Annotated in this window: 5 protein-coding genes; 1 reads left to right on the forward strand and 4 read right to left on the reverse strand. The window is 45.7% G+C overall.

Features of this window, described 5'->3' with window-relative positions; genetic code table 11:
* Positions 1 to 22: 22 nt before the first annotated feature.
* Positions 23 to 1,165, forward strand: coding sequence for a lipopolysaccharide N-acetylglucosaminyltransferase (locus tag NNO04_RS21990; RefSeq protein ID WP_271446469.1), 1,143 nt, complete (start codon positions 23 to 25; stop codon positions 1,163 to 1,165).
* A 50-nt stretch (positions 1,166 to 1,215) separates the two neighbouring features.
* On the opposite strand, the gene rfaL is transcribed toward NNO04_RS21990, so the two are convergent.
* The 4 genes from rfaL to rfaD are packed head-to-tail and all read right to left on the reverse strand — an operon-like array spanning position 1,216 to position 5,407.
* Positions 1,216 to 2,421: an O-antigen ligase RfaL gene (rfaL, locus tag NNO04_RS21995; protein ID WP_271446470.1), complete on the reverse strand. Its 1,206-nt coding sequence runs from the start codon at positions 2,419 to 2,421 to the stop codon at positions 1,216 to 1,218.
* 28 nt (positions 2,422 to 2,449) lie between these two features.
* Positions 2,450 to 3,412 (reverse strand): lipopolysaccharide heptosyltransferase RfaC, encoded by a 963-nt coding sequence (gene rfaC / locus NNO04_RS22000; RefSeq protein WP_271446471.1) that lies wholly within the window; start codon positions 3,410 to 3,412, stop codon positions 2,450 to 2,452.
* A 3-nt stretch (positions 3,413 to 3,415) separates the two neighbouring features.
* Positions 3,416 to 4,462 (reverse strand): ADP-heptose--LPS heptosyltransferase RfaF, encoded by a 1,047-nt coding sequence (rfaF, locus tag NNO04_RS22005; RefSeq protein ID WP_271446472.1) that lies wholly within the window; start codon positions 4,460 to 4,462, stop codon positions 3,416 to 3,418.
* Between the two features lie 12 nt (positions 4,463 to 4,474).
* A complete protein-coding gene (rfaD, locus tag NNO04_RS22010) occupies positions 4,475 to 5,407 on the reverse strand; it encodes an ADP-glyceromanno-heptose 6-epimerase (protein WP_271446473.1) in 933 nt (310 codons plus the stop codon).
* Positions 5,408 to 5,664 lie beyond the last annotated feature (257 nt).

The following is a 5,664-nucleotide window of genomic DNA, read 5'->3' on the forward strand; positions in this document are numbered from 1 at the left end:
CTTAATGAAGGGTTGATTTTATATGATTGATAAAGTCATCTTTACGGTTACTCCGATTTTCTCTATACCACCACGTGGTGCGGCTGCAGTTGAAACATGGATGTATCAGGTTGCGCAAACTACCAGTATTCCAAACCGTATCGTTTGTATTAAAAATGAAGGGTATACTGATTATTCACAGGTAAGTGATAGTTGCTCTATTCACCGTATTGGATTTAGTCGAATATATAAGCGAATCTTTCAGAAATGGACCCGATTGGATCCTTTACCTTACTCTCAGCGCATATTAAATGTTGCTAAAGATTTTGCTATCACTGATAAAAGTGTTATTGCTGTACACAACAGCATGAAACTGTATCGACAGATTCGCCAGCGAGCCCCTCAGGCAAATGTCGTGATACATATGCATAATGCGTTCGAGCCCAAAGGATTGGAGAAGAATATTAAGATGATAGTTCCCAGTTTGTTTTTAAAAAACTACTATCATTCATATCTCCCAGACGCTGATATTGCAATTGTTCCTAATGGAATTAATCTGCAAATTTATCAATCAGATTATGAACCAATCTCCAGAACAGAGCTAAATATCGCCCCCGAAGATAAGGTGATATTTTACGCAGGGCGTATTGTACCGGATAAAGGTGTATTACTGCTTTTACAGGCATTTGAAAAACTTGTTGAGTCGCACCCGAACTTTAAATTGGTGGTGGTTGGCGATCATATGGAAGTCAGTAAAAGCGATAAAGGGGCTTATCAGCGTGAAGTTCGCGAAATCGCAGAGCGTTTGGCAGATAACTGTATTATGTTGGGAAGTATCGCTCCTGAAAAAATGCATCGCTACTATCCACTTGGTGATTTAGTTGTGATCCCCTCTCAATTTCAGGAACCTTTCTGCATGGTTGCAATAGAAGCCATGGGGGCAGGTAAACCCGTGTTGGTGAGTACGCGTGGAGGGATGGTTGAGTTTGTTAAAAACAAAGATACTGGCTATCACTTAAGAGAACCTATGACCGCAGAAACTATTGCGGAGGATATTGAGCGCGTACTGCATGACAGCGAAATATCGACTATTGCGAAACGCGGGCAACAGTATGTTTTTGACCATTACAGTTGGACGAGTGTGACTCAGCGATTCGAGGATGTTATCCATCATTGGTTTGACTGAAATAAAAAAAGGCTACATTAGGTAGCCTTTTTTATTGAGAGAATCCTGAGTTATTTCTTCATGGCAAGCAACAGGCCAACAAGAATACCCAGGTTATCCAATTCGATCTGTTCAACGTTTCCACGAATAATAAAATACCCGAAGAAAGATAACAGTATAATCATGTGTGCATTATAGGGAGAGTCTCGACCCTCTTTAAACGCCTTTGACACAGTTTCTTTTACTATTGCTGCGTAAACAAGTAGCAACCCGGCCAATCCAAGAAGACCTGTGCCAAACCAGACAAACAATGCGAGGTTATGGGGGCCGATTGAGGTTCTAAATTTCCATAATGGATAATCTACGGCTCGACTGTTATAGACCGTTTTATAGGCGTTATTACCAAAGCCATAGCCAATCACCGGATTTTCGAGTATAAGTTCCATGGCACTGCCCTGAGTACCATTTGCATATCGATATGAACTGTCTGTCTGGTGGAGTTTAAAGGCTAATTTTGCCGACATTTCTTTATGAGAGAAAATAGCCGTCGCCGCCAGAGCTGCGAGAATCATTCCTACAGTCAGCATTTTCCATTTTTTATGCATCATTACCCACGCCAGTCCAATGATTAAGACTGAGAGCCATGCTCCACGAGAAAGAGTACCCAACATCAGGAAAAGATAGATTGCACTAAAAATAATAAAAGCGATTCGATGCTTTGTTGATTTAAATAACCACAGATTCAGAAGAACCGGGAACAAAAAGACTAATGAATCTGAGATGCTACGATGCCTGTAATCGATAAATGGCAAAACACCATTCTGAAAATCCTTAATATAAAAGACGAGTTCAGACAAGCATCGTAAACTTAACGAGGTGAGAAGAGAGATGAAAATGAATTTTGAAATATACTCTACTTTCTCATCTCTTAATAACACGGGAATAGCAATAGTATACAGCAACATATTTTCGATGACAGAGTTGTTAATTTCTTTCAGACTTGCTTTTAAATCTGGAGTCTGAAATAGCGAAAGAAGTACTGCTATGGTAAGAAATAAAATACTGCCGAAAAGGAATGTTTTGAAAATAGATAAATAATGTTTTGGTTGCTTACAAAGATAAACAACAGTTGTGATCGTCATAAGAATGACGATGAGATGTTTATAGCGTGTAATGCCGCCTAAGAAATAGGTGGCGATCAACAAGAATATAAGTACCCTATTCCAGTATGATTTCCAGTTTTTTTTCTCGTTGGAAAAAAACAATGTAAGAGCCATCTTTTCTCCGATGTCTGTTTGCAAAAGCTTATAAGTTTGAAAATAATTGTTTAAATACGGCAGAAGCAGGCAAATCGGTAAGGTTTCTGCTTGCGGAACGGCACTCTACCTGGTTTCTTCCATAGCCACCAATTAACCCAGGATTCGTTGGGCCGTATAGCGTAACATTTGGACGGTCTAGCGCGGCAGTCAGATGACTCAGTCCCGTATCAACCGATACAACAAAAGCAGCCCCCGCCAATATACGTGCGACATCTTCCAGACTCATACGCGGTAAAACATCTACGTAATCAAACCCTTCTGCCAGTCTCTTCGCCCGGGCCTCTTCGTGAGGTGCACCCCACGGCAATTTAATACGAACATCTGATTGGCTTAGCAGGCCAATTAATTCCCGCCAGTTTGCCTCCGGCCAGTGCTTATCATCGCGCGTTGTGGCATGCAAAAATACGGCATAGGGTTGTTCATCCGTATTTCCGAAGGTTAGGAAATGCTGTGCAATAGCATAATCACCCTGAGTCTGGGGCTTGTTGTAACCCAGACTTTTGGCGAACAGTTCGCGGGTGCGCTCTACTGCATGCTGCTGTTTAGCAATATGATGGCGGCAGTTGTAAAATAAGCTGGCCAGCGGTTCGCGTGCTGTCTGCCAGTCCATACCATGCTTAATGCCACGTGCCAGACGAGTAACCAAAGCCGCGCTTTTCACCAGCCCCTGCGCATCAATAATGGCATCATAATGTTGTGCTTGTACTGCCGCCTGGAAGGTTTTGCGTTCAGCTTTAATGGCGGCAGAAAACCAGGCTTTTCGCCAGCGGCGAATCGCCACCGGGATCACCCGGTCAACCGCAGCGTGCCATGACGGAATCTGTGCAAACCCTTCTTCTACTACCCAGTCAAAGCGAATTCCTGGAATAGCCTGCTGTGCATCAGTGAGCGCAGGAAGCGTATGTAACACATCACCCATCGATGATGTTTTGACGATCAGAACCCGCATTCGTCAGGCTTCCTCTTGTAACAACAGACTGTTAAGTTCTTCCAGTACACGCTCTGGTGTAATATCGATCAGGCTCTGGTGATACCCTTCTGCCGCGTCTCCTTTCCGCACCCGGTGATAACCCGTAATCAGGCGGATCACGCGAGCTTTCTGTGAAAGTGGCGGAGTGAAATCCGGACTGCTTGGACCATAAAGTGCGACCAGCGGACGGTTCAGCGCTGCTGCCACATGCATCAAACCAGAATCGTTGGTGACGACAGCCTTACACGCGCCAATCAATATGACCGCCTGTTCGAGCTGTGTTTCGCCAGCCAGATTCCGGCACCATGCCTGTTGCTCGGTATTCAGAGCCGCCAAAATCTCGTTTCCGGACTCATGATCTTTCGCCGAGCCAAACAGGACAATTTGATAGCCTTCATCAATGAGCTGTTTTGCCAGTTCCGCGTAGTGATAGTGTGGCCAACGTTTTGCCGGACCAAATTCAGCGCCAGGACAAAAGCCGATGATCGGACGTTCAGTTGAAAGTGCAAATTCGTTGCAGGTGAGTGATTTTTCCCCTTCGCTAACCTGCAATTGCGGCCAGAGTAGAGGTTGTGGCAAATCTTTTGCCGTCTGCATCACGCCTTTGTCGTAAGCCAGCGCCACGTAGCGCTCGACCATCAATGGCCAGGCCTCTTTATCGAGCACACGCGCATCGTTAAGCAGGCCGTAGCGCATCTCGCCGCGCCAGCCCGTACGATGTGGAATACCAGCAAAAAAGGGGACGAGCGCCGATTTAAACGAGTTTGGTAGCACGTAAGCGCGATCATAACGTTTTTCACGCAAACCGTGTCCGAGTTTGCGCCGCTCGCCAAGTTCCAGTGTTCCATGACCCAGCGGCATCGGGATCGCTTCATTGACTTCCGGCATCCGCGATAACAACGGACGGCACCATGCCGGTGCCATCACGTCGATTATCGCCTGGGGATAGCGCGCCTTGAGCGTGCGATAGAGACTTTGCGACATCATCATGTCGCCTACCCAGGACGGGCCAATCACCAGAATCCTCATAGATTGCCTGCCTTACGCGTCGCGGTTCAGCCAGGTCATATATTCCGTTACGCCTTCGGCCACGGTCTTGAACGGCTTGTCGTAGCCAGCCGCACGCAGGTTAGTCAGATCAGCCTGAGTAAACGCCTGATAGCGACCTTTCAGTTTTTCCGGGAACGGAATGTATTTGATGTCGCCTTTTTTATGGTAAGCCAGAGCTGCATCCGCTACGGCCTGGAAGGATTCCGCACGGCCTGTTCCCAGGTTAAAGATGCCGGAAACACCATTTTCGAGGAACCACAAATTAACGGCAGCCACATCGCCAACATAGACGAAATCGCGTTTGAAGTTTTCGCTGCCTTCGAACAGTTTCGGCGTTTCACCGTTATTGAGCTGAGTGTTCAGATGGAATGCGACACTCGCCATACTGCCTTTGTGACCTTCGCGTGGCCCGTAAACGTTAAAGTAGCGGAAGCCTACAATCTGCGAATTGGCTTCTGGAAGGATCTGGCGTACGTATTCATCAAACAGGAATTTGGAGTAACCATAAACATTCAATGGTTTCTCGTATTCACGAGATTCAATAAAATCGGATGTGCGGCCGCCGTAGGTTGCCGCGGAAGATGCATACAGGAACGGAATTTCGCGCTCCAGGCAATAATGCAGCAGCTCTTTGGAGTATTGATAGTTGTTGTCCATCATATACTTGCCATCCCACTCTGTCGTAGAGGAGCATGCGCCTTCATGGAAAACGGCTTCGATATCGCCGAGCTCTTCCCCTGCCATAATCTGGATCAGGAAATCTTCCTTATCCATATAGTCAGCAATGTCCAGATCCACCAGGTTCACAAACTTGGTGCCATCTTTCAGGTTGTCCACCACCAGGATATCGGTGATGCCTTTATCATTCAGGGATTTAACGATGTTGCTGCCGATAAAGCCCGCGCCGCCGGTAACGATGATCATAACTGTAACCTTCGAATTATGGAGTCAGAGACAATCTCAGACACGAATATCTGTAATCATACCATCACATTGACTCCCCTTCAGCCATTTACGAGGTGGATAGTGGTGTAGAGAAGGAAGAACACCTTTGCCATTAAACTGTCATGTGTATTTCCATATTTAGTTCGGAAATCAGGGGAACTGAACGGTATATTGGAGTGGCTTTAATAATTGCTATATGGCATAGGTTATAAAATACTCTATGTACAGACTGTAAT

This window comes from Citrobacter sp. Awk 4 (genome assembly GCF_028069725.1).
Taxonomy (GTDB): Bacteria; Pseudomonadota; Gammaproteobacteria; order Enterobacterales; family Enterobacteriaceae; genus Citrobacter_D.